Origin of the sequence: Iamia sp., from assembly GCF_035575815.1 — a bacterium.
Lineage (GTDB): Bacteria > Actinomycetota > Acidimicrobiia > Acidimicrobiales > Iamiaceae > Iamia.
The window spans coordinates 1-16,070 of sequence record NZ_DATLXO010000205.1; the positions used below are offsets into that span (position 1 = coordinate 1).

Consider the following 16,070-nt stretch of genomic DNA (forward strand, 5'->3'; position numbering starts at 1 on the left):
GGTGCGGGGCGGGTCGGTGACCTACGGGCTCGAGGCCGAGACCGGTGACGGGTGGTGCCTGCCGGAGTCACAGCTGGCGATCTCGGGGATCTTGGTGGCCCGGGCGATCTTTGACACGTTGACGGCGCCGAACGCCGATGGTGAGTACGTGCCGTACCTGGCGGAGTCGGTGGAGCCGAACGAGGCGTTCGACGAGTGGACGATCACGTTGCGCGACGGGGTGACGTTCCATGACGGCTCGGAGCTGACCGCGGAGGTGGTGAAGAACAACATCGATGCGTACCGGGGTCAGTACGAGGGTCGGGCGGCGTTGTTGTTCATCTTCGTGCTCGACAACATCGACACCGTTGAGGTGACCGACGATCTCGAGGTGACGGTGACGACGAAGGTGCCGTGGGTGTCGTTCCCGGCGTTCTTGCACTCCAGTGGCCGGTTGGGGATGATCGCGCAGGCGCAGCTCGATGATGCGGAGTCCTGTGATCGGGAGCTGATCGGGACGGGGCCCTTCGAGTTCGAGAGCTGGGATCCGGGTCGGGAGTTCGTGGCCACCGCGAACGAGGACTACTGGCAGGAGGCTCCTGATGGGGAGCCGTACCCGTACCTCGAGGAGATCCGCTTCGTGCCGATCGTGGAATCCGAGCAGCGGGTCAACGCCCTCGAATCCGGTGAGATCGACCTCATGCACAGCTCGGGCGCCCAGGACGCCATCACCCTCGACGGCCTGGAGGAGGACGGCGTGGTGAAGAACCGCTCCTCCGAGCAGTTCGCCGAGGTGTCGTTCGTCCAGATCAACTCCTCCAAGGCTCCCCTCGACGATGTCCGGGTGCGCCGGGCCCTGGCCCTGGCCAACGACCGGGCCGACTACAAGGAGGTCATCAACCGGGGCCGCTTCACCATGGCCTCGGGTCCGTTCGCCGAGGGCTCGCCCGCCTACCTGGAGGACGCCGGCTACCCCAGCGAGCAGGACCTCGAGGAGGCCGAGGCGTTGATCGCCGAGTACGAGGAGGAGGTCGGCCCGCTCCGCACGATGACCTACCAGGCGACGCCGGGCGCCGCGAACCAAGAGGTCGCGGTGTACATCCAGCAGACCCTTCAGGAGGTCGGCATCGACATCGAGATCGAGACCGTCCAGCAGGACAAGCTCATCGACAACGCCATCAGCGGCGACTACGACCTCATGGGCTTCCGCAACTACCCCGGTGGTGACCCCGACGAGCTCTACGTCTGGTTCAACAGCACCTCTCCGGTGAACTTCGGGCGCATCAAGGACCCCGAGATCGACAGGCTGCTCGAGGAGGGCCGCTCCGAGCCCGACCCCGACACCCGGGAACAGATCTACCAGGACCTCAACCGCCAGTTCGGTGAGCAGGTGTGGAGCATCTGGGCGCACTGGACGACCTGGCGCATCTCCACCCAGCCCGAAGTGTTCGGCTACACGCCTGAGACCCTGCCCGCCCTCCCCGACGGCAGCGACCCGTTCGAGGGCCTGGCCACCGGGCACCCCCTCCACGGCCTCTGGGTCGACGAGTAGACCCCGCCGGCGCCGTGCCCCCATACCCGCCCCCGACCGACGGATTCCCACCGTGAGCTCGAACGCCGTCCGCATCATCAAGCTGATCGCCCGCAAGCTGGGCCAGCTCGTCGTGGTGCTGTTCTGTGTGACCGTCTTCACCTTCCTGCTCGTCCGGCTGCTGCCGGGCGAGCCCGAAGACCTCCTCGTCCCGGTGAGCACCGACACCGCGGACCCCGAGCAGAGGGCGATCATCGAGGACCGCAAGGAGCAGATCCGCGCCGACCTCGACCTCGACGACCCGCTCCCCCAGCAGTACATCGAGTGGATCAGCGGGTTCGTCACCGGCGATCTGGGCAACGAGTACACCGTGTCGAGCACGGTGCCGGTGAGCGACGCCGTCGGTGACGCCCTGCCCCCGTCGCTCCAGCTGATCCTGTACTCCCAGATCATTGCCCTGCTCGTCGCCATCCCGGTGGGGGTGATCGCCGCGTACCGGCAGGGCGGGATCCTCGACAAGATCGCCAACGCCGGCGCCTTCGGCGCGCTGTCGCTGCCGAACTTCGCCATCGGGCTCCTGCTCGCCTACTGGATCGGCGTCCGATCGGCGCTGCCCTTCGGACCCCAGGGCTACACACCGTTCTCCGACGACCCGACCGAGCACTTCCAGCAGATGATGCTCCCGGCGTTCAGCCTCGCCCTCGGCCAGATCGCGGTCTACATGCGCCTGTTGCGCAGCGACATGATCCAGACCCTGCAGGAGGACTTCATCCTCATGGCCAAGTCCAAGGGCATCTCGAACGCCCGGGTGCTGTGGCGCCACGCGCTGCGGCCGTCGAGCCTGACGCTGATCACGGTGGCCGGCCTGAGCGTCGGAACGCTCATCGGCGGCACCGTCGTCATCGAGGTCATCTTCGGCATCCCGGGCATGGGCGAGCTCATCGCCTCGTCGATCATCGGCCGGGAGTTCGTCACCCTCCAGAGCTGCGTGGCCATCGTGGCCATCGGCTTCGTGGTGATCAACGCCCTGCTCGACGTCCTGTACACGATCCTCGACCCCCGGATCCGCAATGCCTGACGCCCCCACCGCTCCGTCGTCTGAGCCCGCGGTCCTGATGCTCGAGGACGACAGCCTCAGCGACGAGGCGCCGTCCAACGAGGCCGGCTCCGGCATCGGTGTCGGCGGCTGGATCGCCGCCGGCTGGCTGATCTTCGTGGTCGCCGTCGCCCTGCTGGCCCCGTTCCTGCCCGTCGACTCGCCCACCGCTCGGGGCGCCGGACCCCGGTTGCCCCTCTTCACCGAGGGTCACGTCCTGGGCACCGACTCGAGCCAGCGCGACGTGCTGTCGCGGCTCGTCTTCGGCGCCCGTTCGTCGCTCACCGTGGGCGCGGGCGCCGTGGCCGTCGGCTTCGTGGTCGGTGGGACGCTGGGGCTCATCGCGGGCTTCCGCCGGGGTCGCATCGACACCTTCCTCTCCAGCCTGTTCGACATCCTCCTCGCCTTCCCGGCTTTGGTCCTGGCCCTCAGCCTGGCCGTGTTCCTGAAGCCGCCCAGCGCCTCGGCGACCGCCGGGGCCGAGGAGATCGACACCTCGGGCGGCCTCACCAGCATCCAGATCCTGGTGCTCGCCCTCGGCATCGTGGCCATCCCGCTCCTGGCCCGCATCACCCGCTCGACCACCCTCAGCTGGGCCCAGCGCGAGTTCGTGCTGGCGGCCCGGGCCCAGGGGGCCCGCAGCGGCCGTCTCATGGTCCGCGAGGTGCTGCCCAACGTGCTCCCGGCCATGTTCTCCATCGCCCTGCTCAGCATCGCCATCGCCATCATCGCCGAGGGCGCCCTCAGCCTCCTCGGCGTGGGCGTCGAGGCGCCCAACCCGTCGTGGGGGAACATGATCACCGAGAACCGCAACGTGCGCTCGTCACCGCTCAACGCCCTGTTCAGCCCGATCGTCGCGTTGTTCGTCACCGTGATGGCGCTCAACTACCTGGGCGACGCCCTTCGCAAGAAGTTCGACGTCCGGGACAGCGCGCTGTGACCGCCGTCGACACCGAACCCGCCACCCCGGGCACCGACGCCGAGCACCTGCTCGTGGTCGACGACCTCTCGACCAGCTTCGCCACCGGTCAGGGTCCGCTGCGCGCCGTCGAGCACGTCAGCCTCGACCTCGGCCGGGGCCGGACGCTCGGCATCGTCGGTGAGTCGGGTTCGGGCAAGTCGGTCCTCGCCCGGTCGATCATGGGCCTGTTGCCCAAGTACGCCAGCCGCACCGGCAGCGTGCGCTTCGAGGGCCAAGAGATGATCGGGGCCAGCGCCTCGGACCTGCGCACCCTCTGGGGGGCGCGCATGGCCATGGTGTTCCAGGACCCGATGACGGCGCTCAACCCGGTGTTGCGCATCGGCCGCCAGATCACCGAGTCGATCAACGAGCACCTCGACTACTCCAAGACCCAGCAGCGTGAGACGGCCGTCGCCCTGCTCCGGTCGGTGGGCATCCCCGAGCCCGAGCGCCGCCTGCGCCAGTACCCCCACGAGCTCTCCGGCGGCATGCGCCAGCGCGTGGTCATCGCCATCTCCCTCGCCTGCGGCCCCGCCCTGCTCTTCGCCGATGAGCCGACCACCGCCCTCGACGTGACGGTGCAGGCCCAGATCCTCGACCTGCTCGAAGCCCAGCAGCGCGAGCGCAACATGGCCGTGGTCCTCGTCACCCACGACCTCGGGGTGGTGGCCACCCGTGCTGACGAGATCGCCGTCATGTACGGCGGCCGCATCGTCGAGCAGGCCCCCACCCAGGTGCTCTTCCGCGAGATGCGCCACCCCTACACCGAGGCGCTGCTCAAGTCGATCCCCCGGCTCGACCTGCCCAGCCACACCCGCCTCGAGGCCATCGCCGGGCGCCCCCCCGATCTGCTCGATCCGCCGTCCGGGTGCCGCTTCACGCCCCGTTGCCCCTACGCCCAGGACAAGTGCCACGCCGAGGAGCCTCCGCTCGAAGACGACGGCACCGGCCACCTGTACCGGTGCTGGTTCCCGGTCGGCATCACCTCGAAGCAGACCACCGTCGACTCGGTCGTCACCGAGGCCAACGTGCGCCAGGGCGACGACGACCAGGCCGTTCCGGCGAAGGTGCCCCCCGCTCCCCCGGTCGACGGTCCCCCACCCGCGGCCCCGGCCGGAGAGGACACCTGATGGCCGGTCGTGGCACCGCTCACCTCGGCGCCCCCGAGGACTCGCTCCTGCGCATCGAGAACCTGCACGTCCGCTTCCCCACCGGGCGCGGCACCGTCTTTGCGGTGACCGACGTGTCACTCGACATCCGCAAGGGCGAGACGCTCGGGCTCGTGGGTGAGTCGGGCTGCGGGAAGTCCACCACCGGACGAGCCATCATGCAGCTGCCTCCCCCCACCGAGGGGACGGTCGTCTACGACGGCCAGGACCTGACCCGGCTGAAGGGTGAGAAGCTCCGGTCCATCCGCACCAAGCTGCAGATGATCTTCCAGGACCCCATCTCGTCGCTCAACCCGCGGCGCAAGGTCGAAGACATCGTGGCCGAGGGTCTGCGGATCTGGAAGATCGGCACCGAGGCCGAGCGCGCCGCCAAGGTCGACGAGGTGCTCGAGGCCGTGGGTCTCGACCCCCAGGTCGCCCGTGGCCGCCGCCCGCACCAGTTCTCCGGTGGCCAGTGCCAACGCATCTCGATCGCGCGCGCCGTGGTCACCGAGCCCGACCTCATCATCTGCGACGAGCCGGTGTCGGCCCTCGACGTGTCGGTGCAGGCCCAGATCCTCAACCTGCTCGAGGACCTCAAGACCCGCTACGGCCTCACTGTCATCTTCATCGCCCACGATCTGGCCGTGGTGAAGAACGTCAGCGACCGCGTGGCGGTGATGTACCTGGGGCGGATGTGTGAGGTCGGCCCCCCGGACATCATCTACTCGACGCCGGCCCACCCCTACACCGAGGCCCTCCTCGCCGCGATCCCCGAACCCGATCCCGACAAGGTCGACCCCGACCGCGTCCCCCTGGGCGGGGAGCTGCCCTCCCCCGTCTCGCCTCCCAGCGGGTGCCACTTCCGCACGCGCTGCCCGCGGGCCGACGAGGTCTGCGTCGAGGTGGTCCCGGAGATGGCCCCCACCGGTGACGGTCGCTTCGTCGCCTGCCACCACCCACTGGTCGAGACGGTCGTCGCCGTCGGCGCCGGGTCGGCGCAGGGCTGACCCCGGCCCGCCCCGAGGTCGACGGCGTCCGCCATGGCCACGAGGGCGACCCGCACGCGACTCGATCCGGAGGTCCGCCGCGAGCTGATCCTCGACGCGGCCGAGCGGGTGATGGTCGACCGCGTCCCCGCCGAGGTCACCTTCGAAGAGATCGCGGATGCCGCTCAGGTCTCGCGCGGGCTCGTCTACAACTACTTCAGAGACCGCACCGGCCTCCTCGTGGCCTTGGCCGAGCGGACCCTCGACCGTCTCGACCGCGAGGTGCTCGGGGCCCTCGACCCCGGTACCGATCTCCCCACCCAGGTGACCGCCCTGGGCCGGGCCTACGGTCGTCATGCCAAGGTCAACGGCGACACCTGGAGGTTGCTGTCGCGCAGCGGCCTCCTCGACCACCCCTCGGTGCAGGGGGCGCGCGCGGCGCGGGTCGGCCGCATCGCCGAGACCTGGGGTGACACCCCCGATGCGCACCTGGCGGCGTGGTCGATCACCGCCCTCTACGAGATGACCGGACTGAACCCGCTGCCGCCGCCCGTGCGGCCCGAGGACCTGGTACGCCTTCTCTGCGAGCTGCTCGTCCCGGGCCTCTCGGCTCGCGGCGTCGGCCCGGTGGCGACCTCGTCCTGAGCCCCGATCGGTTGGCGGGGTCGGGCCGGGGCGGGCCCGCGTGGCAGGATCGACCCATGGCACCACAGCCCGACATGACGATCGACACCTCCAAGCGCTACCAGGTGGTGCTCACCACCGACAGGGGCGACATCACCATGGTGCTCGACCCCGCGCTGGCCCCCGTGACGGTCAACAACTTCGTCACCCAGGCCCGCGCCGGGTTCTACGACGGCCTCACCTTCCACCGCGTGGTGCCCGGCTTCGTGGTCCAGGGCGGTGACCCGATGGGCACCGGCACCGGCGACGGCGGCTACAAGTTCGCCGACGAGCCCGTCCGGGCCGAGTACATCCTCGGCGCGGTGGCCATGGCCAACGCGGGGTCGAACACCAACGGCACCCAGTTCTTCATCTGCATCGATGACTGCACCGGAAAGCTCGAGAAGCTCTACAACCTCTTCGGCTTCGTCACCGGCGGCATCGAGGTCGCCCAGTCGATTCAGAAGGGCGACACCATGACCTCCGTGACCGTCACCGAGAAGGACGACTGAGAGGCCAGGTGGCCGAGGTCGTCGCCCCCGGCGGGCTCTCGTTGGCGGCGGCCCACGAGGCCATCGCCCGGCGCGTGCCGGACCGTCCCGCCCTGGTCTGGCGGGGACGCACCTGGACCTGGGGCGAGGAGGCCGAGCGCACCGCCCGGTTGGCGTCGGTCCTCGCCGCTCACGAGGTGGGCCTCGCCGCATCACCCGCCGTCCAGCCGTGGGAGTCGCCCCACGACCACGTCGCCCTGGTGCTGTTGAACAGCAACCAGTACCTCGAGGCCATGATCGCCGCAGCTCGCGCCCGGGCCGCGGCGGTCAACGTCAACTGGCGCTACACGGCCGAAGAGATGGCCGGGGTGTTCGATGACGCCCGCGTCGCGGCGGTCGTCTACCACGGGCGCTTCGCGGCCGAGGTCGCCGGAGCGCTGGCCCGCCTGGCGGTGGCCCCCCGCCTCGTCCTGCGCGTCGACGACGGCACCCCCGACTCCCTGCTGCCCGGAGCCCTCGACTACGAGGCCTCCCTGGCCGCAGCCGAGCCCGCCGCGCCCGATCCCGACTGGTCGGGCGACGACCGGTACGTGCTCTACACCGGCGGCACCACCGGCCGCCCCAAGGGGGTGCTCTGGCGCCAGGACGACTTCGCCGCGACGTGCCTGGGCATCACCGCCTCGGCCGAGGAGCTGGCGACCCAGGCCGAAGGACGGCGCCCGCTGCGCACCCTGCCGGCGGCGCCGTTCATGCACGGCGCCGCCCACTGGAACGCCCTCAGCGCCTGGCTCGGCGGCGGCACCGTCGTCGTGTCGGGCACGACCGACCGCTACGACCCCGCCGACGTGGTGGCCACCGCGGTGCGCGAGGAGGCCACCGCCCTGCTGCTCGTGGGCGACGCCTTCGCCCGCCCGCTCGTCGACGAGCTGCGCGAGCGCCCCTCGGGCCTGCGACTGCGGCACCTGCTCACGGGGGGCACGATCCTCTCGGCGCCGGTCAAGCAGGCGCTGCTCGAGCTGATCCCCGGCGTCAAGATCGTCGACGTCCTCGGGTCGTCGGAGACCGGCCGCCAAGCCGTCACCACCTCCGACGGCGGCGAGCCGGCCACCACCGGGGCGTTCGTCCCCGCCCCCACCACCGTGGTCCTGGACGAGGACCGGACCCGGGTCCTCGGTCCGGGCGACGATGCCATCGGCTGGCTGGCCCAGGCCGGTCGGGTGCCCATGGGCTACCTGGGCGATCCCGACAAGACCGCGGCCACCTTCCCGACCATCGCCGGCACCCGGTACTCGGTAGCCGGCGACCGCGCCCGGTGGCTCGCCGACGGTCGGGTGGAGCTCCTCGGGCGCGAGGCGTCGTGCATCAACACCGGGGGCGAGAAGGTCTTCGCCGAGGAGGTCGAGCTCGCCCTGGCGCACCACCCGGGCGTGGCCGACTGCCTCGTCGTGGGTCGCCCCCACGACCGCTTCGGCAACGAGATCGTGGCCGTGGTGGCCCCCCGGGCGGGAGCGACGGTCGACGTCGAGGGCCTGCGGGCGGCGGCCGAGGGCCACCTGGCGGGCTACAAGCTGCCCCGGGCGGTCGTGCTCGTCACCTCCGTGCGCCGCAGCCCGAGCGGCAAGCCCGACTACGCCTGGGCCCGCCAGGCCGCCACGGGCCGAACTTTGAGCGGTTGAGCGTCGCATCTGCGCTCAACCGCTCAAAGTTGGTCGGACATGCCGCCTCGGGAGGGGTCACCGGCAGCGCTGCCAGAGCTCGTAGTGGGGGCCCTGGTCGCCGACGCGACAGAAGCGGTCGCGGATGACCTGGTTCGGCGCGTCGGAGCCCAGCTCCCGGGAGTCGTTGGGCTCATCCCAGGAGTCCCAGACGTGGGACAGGACCAGCCAGTCCGACGCCGCGACCTCCTCGGCCAGGCCGGAGTCCGGGGCGTTGGCGATGCCCGGGTCCATCTCGATGTAGCGCGTGGCCGGGGTCGCCTCGGGGAACAGGAAGTAGAAGTAGGCGTCGCTGTAGGGCGTCTTGCGCAGATCCGCCGTCCCCACGAAGAGGCGATCGCCAGGCTCGATGCGGCCCCGCAGCTCGTCGGTCACCGCCTGGGCGCTGGCCGCGATGTCCGGCGAGCCGAGGTAGAAGGTGCGGTCGTCGTTGCGCACGGCCCAGCCGAAGTAGTCGCCGGTCAGGTTCTGGCGCGTCAGGTCGGTCCAGGTGCGAGCGGTGTACGCCGGGAGCACCAGCACCACCAGCACCAGGGGCAGCAGCGCGGTGGCGGTGCGGATCACCGTCGGATGCACCCGGGGCGCCCGCTCCCCCGCCCGCGCCGCCCGCTGCGCCGCAACTCGCCGGCGGTCGCTCCACCACTCGCCCCACTGCACGAAGGCCACGGGGAGGAACACCATCGACACGCACGACACCCAGGCCAGGTGGGTGGTGTCGGGGCGTTGGAGGGCCTGGGGCAGGAGGCCCACGCCGAGGGCCCCCACCACCACCAGGATGCGACCCCGGTGGTCATCGGGGGCTCGGCGCAGCGCCGCCACCCCGGTGCCCAGGATGGCGAAGGCTGCCAGGGGCAGGGCGAGGAACCACAGCGTCACCTGCTGAGGGGCCGCGAGCATGGGCAGGGGCCAGCTCGGCACCCGCAGCTGGGCGACCGCCGCGAGGGCGCCGTCGAGGCGGTCCCACGACGGCGGGATCGGCAGGTGGCGCCCCCCACGCAGGTCGAACACGGGCTGGAGGAACATCCCCTCCACCGAGGGGCCGATCCCGGCGGTCGCCAGGTGGATCAGCACCGGGGCGACGCCGACCACGAACCCGAGGGCCAGAGGGCCGAGGAGGTCGCGCCGCCAGCGTCGCCACGCGAGGGCGATCACCGCGAGCCCGACGGCGACCACGAGGTCGGGGCGGAAGAGCAGGGTGGCGCCGAAGGCCACTCCCCCGGCGATCAGCCAGGGTCGGGCGCCGGGCACTCCGTCGCTCAGGCGTCGCGCCCCGGCGAGGGCCAGGGCGCAGCCGATGACGCCGAGGGCCACGGCGCCGTTCCAGGCCAGGGCGGTGAGCCCGATGGGCGTGATCACCAGCAACACGCCGAGCACCCCACACACGGTGGCCACCCGACGGCCCCACGGGAGAGCCAGGGCGAAGAGGCCGAAGATGATGCCGAGGTGCTGGACGAGGCCGTAGACCCGCTCGGCCGCGAGCGTGGTCCCCGCGACCTTGTACCAGGCGGCCAGGGCCCACAGGCTTCCGGGCCCGTAGAGGTGCAGGAAGTCGCGGTTGGGCAGGTCGCCGTTGAGCACCCGCTCGGGGAAGACGAGCATGAAGCCCTCCTCCATGGGCGGGCCCTGGTAGTGGAAGAGGGTCGGCAGGGGCAGGCCGATCGCCACGCCGACGACGGCCACGGCCAGCACCGTGCCCCGGGTCCCGTGCACGAGCGAACGGGCCGACCGGCGAAGGTCGTCGCCCCACTGGCGAGGCCTGTCGGGCGGGGCGGGGGCGTCGAGGTCGCGCCGGGCGGTCGCGGTCATGAGTCTGCGGCCGTGGTCGTGGTGGCCCCGTCGGTGGCGGCCCGGTCGGTCGAGGCCCCGTCGGTGACGTCGGCACGGTAGGTGGCGCCCCCACCCGGTCTGCCCGGCCCGTTGGACCCGTCCGCCGCGTCGGGAGCGCCGCGCCATCTGCCGGTGCCGCTGCGGCTGCTGCGGCGGCGGCGGAGCAGGTGGTCGACGGCGACGCCGGCCCCGACGAGCAGGGCCAGCTCGAGCGGCGTGCGGAACCGCACCGCCCCGTAGGCGTACACCGTGGTGGCGAGCACCATCAGACCGAGCGACACCAGGGGGTAGACGAGCACCCGGCGGCGCCGCAGCACCAGCCCGCCGGCGAGGCCGACCGGCGCCAGTGCCCACCAGGCCAGCTGGCCGACCTGCGCGGCAGCGCGCGGGCGACCCTCGATCTCGAGCAGCGCGAGGGATTGTGCCGGCCGGTAGACGTCGAGCTCGCGCCCGATCCGGGCCGCCAACACGGCGGGGATGCGCTCGCTGTTCTCCCGCGCGTAGTCGACGCCCAGGCACCGCCAGTATCGCGCCCTTTGGGCTTCGTTGCCCGGCGGCTCGCCGGGGACGACGCCCTCGTACTCCGGTCCGAAGCGCGGTCCGAGGCACTGGCGGTAGAGGGCCTCCTCCGCGGCGTCGGCCACCGGCTGACCGGCCCGGGCCCGTTCGCGCTGCTGGCAGTTGAACGACCAGTAGCCCAGTAACTGGTCATCAGCGGCGGGGCCACCCGCGGCGGGCCGGGTCTCCTCCAACCCGTAGCTGTCGGGGCAGTTGGCGTAGTAGAGGACCTCGTCGCTGTTGGTCGACAGGAGCACGACCTGGTCGAAGGCGCGGGCGTTGCGCACCGTCCACGGGGCGAGCAGCACCAACCCGCACAGCCCGGCGACGAGACCGGCGGTGAGCTTGCGGCCGAGGGGGATGCCCCGACGCCGTAGCACGAGGGGCGCCACGAGCAGCGGGTAGAGGAACAGCGCCTCGCCCCGAGCCAGTGCGGCGGTCGCGATCAACAGCCCGAGCACCGCGGCGCGGCGGAGGTCGGGCCGCTCCCACCACCGGTACGCGGCGAGCACGACGAGACCGATCATCGTGGTGTAGACGCCTTCGGGCCACAGGGCGCCGTCGATGATCCAGAGGTTCGGGTAGAGCGCCACCAGCCCGGCGGTGACCAGGGCGGCGGAATCGCCGGCCAGGCGCCGGGCGATCAGCGCCGCCACCAGAACGATGCCCACGCCGAGCACGGCGCCCAGCGCCTTGTGGGCGAGGAACGTGCGGGCCCCGAGCATCGAGCCGGTGGCGAGCCAGGTCGAGAGCAACGGAGGGTGGATGGCCGACGGCACGGCCAGGCCCTGGTCGATCCAGCGGAACGGTTCGGAGTAGCCGACCCGGTCGGCGAGCATGTTGGCCTGGTGGTGGTGGTAGAACAGCTCACCCCCGCTGGGGTTGGTGCGGTTGATCGATACCAGGGTGAGCACCCGCCAGGCGAAGGCGCCACCGGTGATGACCGCCAGGCGGACCGCGAAGGGGCTGAGCGCTCGGCGCCCGTCGGGGCCGAAGCACCGGCGCCGCAGGGCCCCCAGGGCGGCCCCGCCGGCGAGCGACCCGAGCACGGTGACGATGACCATGGGTCCCAGCCGCTGGGTGCCGGGGGCCCCGCCGGCCCGGGTGACCCACAGCCCGGTCACCAGGGGCACGACGAGGAACGCGCCGACGCTCACGGTGCGAGCCCGGGCTGCGACCCAGCCAACGGCGTCGGACCACCACGTCCGAGGCTCGTCGCGGTCCACGAGCAGGCCCCAGAGCACCCCGGCCGCGCCGACGAGGGCGAGGCCGATCCGGGCCATGATCGTGGCCGCCACCCCGCCCGGGTCGAGGACGCTGCCGACGCCGGGGCCGGCCGCGCCGACGAGGAGGGCGAGGGCCACGATGCCCCCGAGGCGGGGCGCGGCCCGACGCACGACCGGGGCCGCCCCGACGAGGGGGCCGACACCGGCACGGGCGCCGGCGACGAGGGCGCCGAGCACGATGCCCACGCCGATCAGGTCGAGCTGGGCGGGCGGGCTGACCCGCGCCACGACCCCCCAGCCCGTGGGGTCGCTGGTCGCGGCCAGGACGACGCGCAGACCGAGCCCGGCCACAGCGAGCGCGCCGCCGGCGGCCACCGCCACCTCGACCGGGTTCCGCCCGCGACCGGCCGCCCGTCGCAGGCCCCGCTCCCAGAGCGGGAGGAGCAACCAGGCGACGACTGCGGTGGTCAGCACCCAGGAGTGGCCGAGACGTCCGGCGGCGGCCGGTGGCCAGGTGCCGGCGTCGGGGCGGGTGAGCGGGGCGAGCAGCGTCCAGTCGAGCACCACGTCGATCCAGGTGGGCAGCGACGCGGTCTCGAAGGCGGCGATGGCGTTGGCGTCGGCCACCGAGGCCGGCGCGGCGGGGCGCAGGATCGTGCCTGCGACCGTCGGGTAGAGGAACCCGGCGACGGTCACCACCAGCCACCACGGCAGGAGGATGTCGCGCAGGCGGCGGCGCCAGGCCGCAAGAGCCGGGGCCACGGCGTCGCCGGCGAGGGCCCGGGAGGTGACCGGGAGCTGGGCGGCGGCGGCCCCGATCACGAGGAGCAGCGCCAGTCCCCCGTCGAGGCGGCCGAGGGCCTGGCCCACCCCGGTGCCCGCGCCGGAGCGACCTGCGGCCCAGGCGACCGCGAAGGCCACGACGGCCCCCAGGGTCACCAGCCAGAGGCCGTCGCCGGTGGCCCGCCGACGACCGACCGCCCCGTCGGGCGCGAGGCGCGACGGGGCGGTCTGAGGCGCGGACACGACCGGTGATCCTACGGCCCGGCCCTCCGGCGGCCCGGCACCCGTCCACCCGGACGGGATCCACCCCGCGCGGCTTGCTACGATCGCCGCTCCGAACGGCTGTTCGACACGGCACCGTCCCGGTGCGGTCCCCCGAGCGGCACCCCGTGCCCCCACCCCTGACCTTCACGCCTCCCACCCCGCCCGGCCTCGACCTCGGCCCGACCCTCGGATCCTTGCGCGTCGGCGAGTCCGACCCGTGTTGGCGCACCGACGCGGATGGCTCGTGGACGTGGGCCACCCGCACGCCCGAGGGAGCCGTGACGCTTCAGCTCCACGCCCGTGAGGGGGCGGTGGTGGCCCAGGCCTGGGGTCCCGGTGCGGAGTGGTCCGAGCTGCTGTTGCCCGGCCTCGTCGGGGTGCACGACGATCCCTCGGCGCTCGTCACCGACCACGACCCGGTGGCGTCGATCGTCGCCCGCTACCCCGGGTTCCGCCTCGCTCGATCGGCTCGGGTCGCCGACGCGGCGGTGGCCGGCGTGTGCCGACGAGGCGTGTCGAGCTTCGAGGCGGCCCGCTCGTGGGCGCTCCTGGTCGAGGCCATGGGCGACGATGCGCCCGGTCCCGGTGGCCTCCGCCTCCCGGCCGCACCGCGTCGGGTCGCCGCCGCCGACCCCTATGAGCTCCACGTCCTCGGGCTCGAGCACCAGCGCGCCGATGAGGTCCGGCGCATCGCGTCCCACGCGTCGCGCCTCGAGCTGTCGACCACCGAACCCGGCGACGCGGTCGTCGATCGGCTGCGCAACATCGCCGGTGTCGGCGCCGATGCCATCGACCACGTCCGGTCGGTCGCGTTGGGCCAGTCCGACGCGCTCCCCGTGATCGACGCCCACCACCTCGCGGCGCTGGTGCGGGTGCTGCAGACCGACGACCGCAGCGCGGACGCCGAGATCCTGCTCGAGGCCTTCCGTCCCCAGCGCGGGCGCGTCGTGCGCCTCATCGGCCTCGCCGCCGAGGAACCGCTCGTCAGTCCTTGAGCGCCACCGCGTTGGGCGTCACGTTCACCTTGGGCACGTAGTCGGTGCGCTCGAGCGTCCGCTGCTCGCCACCGAGCCGGGCCCGCAGCTCACGGCGGCAGGCGGTGCACGGACCGTAGGCGACGTCGCTGACGTCCTCGCCGCACCGGGGGCAGGGGAAGTGCAGGTCCCCCGCGGGTGCCGGCGGCGGGACCTCGGCGGCCCGCCACGGCTCCGGGGGGAAGTCGATCGGGGGCGGGGACGACGGCGGCGAGGAGCTCACCCGACGAGCATCGCAGGTCCGACCTCGAACGACCCGAAACGGCCGTCCTGGTGGGTGCCCAGGCCGCACCAGGGTCGCAGTTTGCAGTCCCGCGGCCACCGGTGGCGCAACGGTGATCCCCAGCCGAGGGCCGTCGGTCCCCAGCCCCCGACGCCCGATCCACCGGAGATCCACAGGTTGTGGCCCTTCCTCCTCACAACGGAGGCGTCGTAGCGTGCCGGCATGGCTTGCTTCGAGGTGACCCTCCGAGACCGCACCGTGGAGAGCGTGGGCGACGCCGATGCCTACCAGCAGGAAGGGCCCATGACCACGTTCTTCCGCACCGACGGGCGCAGCACGGTCGACTCGTGGAGCACCCGGGTGGCCAGCGTCCGCACCGCGGATGTGTTGCTCATCCGGCGCGCCGCGGGTCCCGCCTCGCTCGGGTCGGTCCCCGAGGTGGCGGCGATGGCCCCGCGACGCACGGCCTGAAGCCGTCTCTCGGCGGGCAGGGTCCGAGGCTCAGGCGGGCGGGGGGGCGGGGGGCGGGTACAGGAAGGCGTGGGACTGCTCGAAGGCCTGGGTGTTGCCCAGCACGACGGGCATGCCCTCGGGTCGGGCCCGCTGGAGCTCGTTGGCCAGGTCCTCGCAGGTGCCCTGGTGGGTGCCGTAGGTGCCCGACCAGGCCAGCCAGACGGGACGGGTGCCGGCCCGCTCCAAGGCCTCGAGGGCGAACGCCGCCGGCGAGGCGTCCTCGAGGCGCTCCTCGTAGTCCACCCAGTCGACCAGCTCGGGGCGCTCGAAGCGGGGGTAGGTGGCGATGTCGGTGTCGGCGGGCAGCTCGCGGCTGAGGGCCGGTCCGAGCTGGTCGGGGCAGACCAGCACCAGCGGGCCGCCGGGGCCGCTCGTCGGACCGGCGGCGATGACCGCCTCGGCCACCTCGCGGGACTGGGTGCGCGGCCGACTGACGGCGGTGCGGACCCCGGAGACGGCGCCGAGCAACAAGACGCCGGCCAGCACGAGGCGGAACGACGCCGCGCCGCCGATCCGGGCCGCCCCGACGCCGGCGAGCACCAGCACCAGGGGGGCGACGGCGGCGAAGTAGCGCGTTGCGTAGGCCGCCCCGGCCCCGTAGGACGCGACGGTGGCGACGATGAGGGTGCCGCCCGCCAACAGGGCGAGGCGACGCACCTCGGGGCGGGTGCGCAGGTCGAGCTCGATCCGCGAGCCGGTGCCCGGGGCGGCGAAGAGGCCTAGGGCCGCCAACAGCGCCAGGGCCACGGCCAGCAGGACCGACTCGCCTGCGGCGCCCCCGCCCAGGTCGATCAGCGACGTCGCCGCGATCTCGGTCGGGATGGAGGGATCGGCCCAGGGGGTGCCGGTGCGGGCGGACTGGTAGAGCAGCGTGGGCAGCCACGGCAGGAACGTCAGCCCGCCGCCGATGAGGGCGAGGGCCACCCGGACCGAGGCATCACGGCGGGCGCGCTGGGCCCGCCGGTGGGCCAGGAACGCTCGCAGGAGCAGGCCAACGCCGGCGGCGGCGACGAACCAGAGGCCCCAGTAGTGGGTCCAGAGCAAGGCCCCGGTCAGCGCCACGAGCAGG

At 72.8% G+C, this 16,070-nt stretch carries 13 protein-coding genes and 1 pseudogene; 10 read left to right on the forward strand and 4 right to left on the reverse strand.

Annotated features, from left to right (window positions below):
* From VNL12_RS20440 to VNL12_RS20475, 8 genes are all read left to right on the forward strand, one after another.
* On the forward strand, nt 1-1,531 hold a 1,531-nt coding region (locus VNL12_RS20440), incomplete at its 5' end, for an ABC transporter substrate-binding protein (RefSeq protein WP_325597186.1).
* A 52-nt stretch (nt 1,532-1,583) separates the two neighbouring features.
* Complete coding sequence (locus VNL12_RS20445; RefSeq protein ID WP_325597188.1) at nt 1,584-2,588, forward strand: ABC transporter permease; 1,005 nt, start codon at nt 1,584-1,586, stop codon at nt 2,586-2,588.
* Nucleotides 2,581-3,546, forward strand: a complete 966-nt coding sequence (locus tag VNL12_RS20450; protein ID WP_325597190.1) for an ABC transporter permease — start codon at nt 2,581-2,583, stop codon at nt 3,544-3,546. The genes VNL12_RS20445 and VNL12_RS20450 overlap by 8 nt, the downstream gene beginning before the upstream one ends.
* Entirely contained in the window at nt 3,543-4,697 is a 1,155-nt protein-coding gene (locus tag VNL12_RS20455) for an ABC transporter ATP-binding protein (protein WP_325597192.1), read from the forward strand. The genes VNL12_RS20450 and VNL12_RS20455 overlap by 4 nt, the downstream gene beginning before the upstream one ends.
* Complete coding sequence (locus tag VNL12_RS20460; protein ID WP_325597194.1) at nt 4,697-5,725, forward strand: ABC transporter ATP-binding protein; 1,029 nt, start codon at nt 4,697-4,699, stop codon at nt 5,723-5,725. Before VNL12_RS20455 ends, VNL12_RS20460 begins: the two co-directional genes overlap by 1 nt.
* A 33-nt stretch (nt 5,726-5,758) precedes the next feature.
* Complete coding sequence (locus VNL12_RS20465; protein WP_325597196.1) at nt 5,759-6,349, forward strand: TetR/AcrR family transcriptional regulator; 591 nt, start codon at nt 5,759-5,761, stop codon at nt 6,347-6,349.
* Between the two features lie 56 nt (nt 6,350-6,405).
* Nucleotides 6,406-6,879 carry a peptidylprolyl isomerase gene (locus VNL12_RS20470; protein WP_325597198.1) on the forward strand — a complete coding sequence of 158 codons (474 nt, stop codon included), beginning with the start codon at nt 6,406-6,408 and terminating at the stop codon, nt 6,877-6,879.
* A gap of 8 nt (nt 6,880-6,887) precedes the next feature.
* Nucleotides 6,888-8,534 (forward strand): AMP-binding protein, encoded by a 1,647-nt coding sequence (locus tag VNL12_RS20475; protein ID WP_325597200.1) that lies wholly within the window; start codon nt 6,888-6,890, stop codon nt 8,532-8,534.
* A 57-nt stretch (nt 8,535-8,591) separates the two neighbouring features.
* On the opposite strand, the gene VNL12_RS20480 is transcribed toward VNL12_RS20475, so the two are convergent.
* Both VNL12_RS20480 and VNL12_RS20485 read right to left on the reverse strand, forming a co-directional pair.
* Nucleotides 8,592-10,379: a hypothetical protein gene (locus tag VNL12_RS20480; RefSeq protein WP_325597201.1), complete on the reverse strand. Its 1,788-nt coding sequence runs from the start codon at nt 10,377-10,379 to the stop codon at nt 8,592-8,594.
* Nucleotides 10,376-13,210, reverse strand: coding sequence for a hypothetical protein (locus VNL12_RS20485; protein WP_325597203.1), 2,835 nt, complete (start codon nt 13,208-13,210; stop codon nt 10,376-10,378). Before VNL12_RS20485 ends, VNL12_RS20480 begins: the two co-directional genes overlap by 4 nt.
* A gap of 146 nt (nt 13,211-13,356) precedes the next feature.
* Between VNL12_RS20485 and VNL12_RS20490 the strand changes: the two genes are divergently transcribed.
* Nucleotides 13,357-14,226 carry a hypothetical protein gene (locus VNL12_RS20490; RefSeq protein WP_325597205.1) on the forward strand — a complete coding sequence of 290 codons (870 nt, stop codon included), beginning with the start codon at nt 13,357-13,359 and terminating at the stop codon, nt 14,224-14,226.
* Here the strand turns inward: VNL12_RS20490 and VNL12_RS20495 are convergent.
* The gene (locus tag VNL12_RS20495; protein ID WP_325597207.1) at nt 14,216-14,488 is read right to left on the reverse strand and encodes a hypothetical protein; all 273 of its coding nucleotides are present in this window, start codon (nt 14,486-14,488) and stop codon (nt 14,216-14,218) included. The genes VNL12_RS20490 and VNL12_RS20495 overlap by 11 nt on opposite strands.
* A gap of 222 nt (nt 14,489-14,710) precedes the next feature.
* On the opposite strand from VNL12_RS20495, the gene VNL12_RS20500 reads away from it, so the two are divergent.
* Complete coding sequence (locus VNL12_RS20500) at nt 14,711-14,959, forward strand: hypothetical protein (protein WP_325597209.1); 249 nt, start codon at nt 14,711-14,713, stop codon at nt 14,957-14,959.
* A 30-nt stretch (nt 14,960-14,989) separates the two neighbouring features.
* On the opposite strand, the pseudogene VNL12_RS20505 reads toward VNL12_RS20500, so the two are convergent.
* Nucleotides 14,990-16,070: pseudogene (locus VNL12_RS20505) on the reverse strand (hypothetical protein); the annotation flags it as partial.

Coding starts and splice junctions, on each gene's coding strand:
- VNL12_RS20470 (WP_325597198.1), top strand. CDS start 6,406: ATGGCACCACAGCCCGACATGACGATCGACACCTCCAAGCGCTACCAG.
- VNL12_RS20480 (WP_325597201.1), bottom strand. CDS start 10,379: ATGACCGCGACCGCCCGGCGCGACCTCGACGCCCCCGCCCCGCCCGAC.
- VNL12_RS20465 (WP_325597196.1), top strand. CDS start 5,759: ATGGCCACGAGGGCGACCCGCACGCGACTCGATCCGGAGGTCCGCCGC.
- VNL12_RS20450 (WP_325597190.1), top strand. CDS start 2,581: ATGCCTGACGCCCCCACCGCTCCGTCGTCTGAGCCCGCGGTCCTGATG.
- VNL12_RS20500 (WP_325597209.1), top strand. CDS start 14,711: ATGGCTTGCTTCGAGGTGACCCTCCGAGACCGCACCGTGGAGAGCGTG.
- VNL12_RS20460 (WP_325597194.1), top strand. CDS start 4,697: ATGGCCGGTCGTGGCACCGCTCACCTCGGCGCCCCCGAGGACTCGCTC.